This window comes from Rothia sp. HMSC072E10 (assembly GCF_001813965.1).
Lineage (GTDB): Bacteria > Actinomycetota > Actinomycetes > Actinomycetales > Micrococcaceae > Rothia > Rothia mucilaginosa_A.
In genome coordinates, this window is the sequence record NZ_KV814476.1 from 22,212 (window position 1) to 23,261 (window position 1,050).

A 1,050-nucleotide genomic window follows, 5' to 3' on the forward strand; every position below is an offset into this window, starting at 1 on the left:
CCGGCAGGGTAATGCGGTCAATATTGCCGTTCGTGTCAAAGGAACGCTCCATGCGGCGGCCCAGCGGGTCAACCACTGCCACAACGTCACCGCTCGGACCGTACTCGTACTCGGTACGAGCACCGGCAGGGTCCACCGAAGCAGCCAGGCGACCACCAGCTGCATACTCAAAACGCCAGCGGGAGCCATCCGGATCCTGACGGCACACCATGTGACCGGCAGAATCATAGGTGAACTTAGTTTCATAGCCAAGAGCAGAAACAATCTTCACCAGGTGACCCGCAGCAGAGTACTCGCAACGGGTCAGCTGTTGCTCAGCGTTACGAATACCGGTCAGCAGACCACACTCGTCATACTCAAAGGAGACGGTAACGTCCTCAGGGCTCACCACGCGCTGCAGCAGGCCGTCAGCCCACTCAAAACGGGTCACATGACCGTTACCGTCGGTCATGGAAGAGGGGTTACGCTCAAAATCATTCGCGTACTCGTAAGTCACCGTAGTCATCGGGCTCACGGCAGGGCTCTGAGCAGACTCCTGCCCCGAAACACCCTCAAAAGTGCGGCCCTGGGTCTCAGCCTCCAAGCGGGCACGACGAGCCAGACGGGCGGCACGGCGTGCGCGCGGGTCCGTCTCAATAGCACTCATTGCCACGGAGACCACGCGGTCATGCTCGTCATAGGCGAAGAGGGTTTCAGCACCCTCATCGGTGACCTCACGAATAATGCGGCCGCGCTTATCGCTGTAGCGAGTAGTGCGGGAACCATCGCGGTCCACCACACTCACGCGGTTGCCAAAGTCATCGTAGGCATAGCTAGCACGCCCGCCTTCCGCGTCAACGATAGCGGTCAGGCGTGCGTACTGGTCGCTAATCCACAGGTTCGTGTAAGAAGCATCTTCATTCGAAATATCAGTGATGCCGTTCGGCAGGTAGCGGTAGCGAACACGACGACCGTATTCGGTGTCCTGCTCGGTAATGCGGCCGGTCGGGTCGTAGTAGTTCGTCACCTCAACAGTGCCGGTGCTAGCCACCACGCGGTGAATCAGGCCGG

At 59.5% G+C, this 1,050-nt stretch carries 1 pseudogene; it reads right to left on the reverse strand.

The window, feature by feature from the left end:
• Nucleotides 1–1,050, reverse strand: a pseudogene (locus HMPREF2944_RS09305) (type IV secretion protein Rhs); the annotation flags it as partial.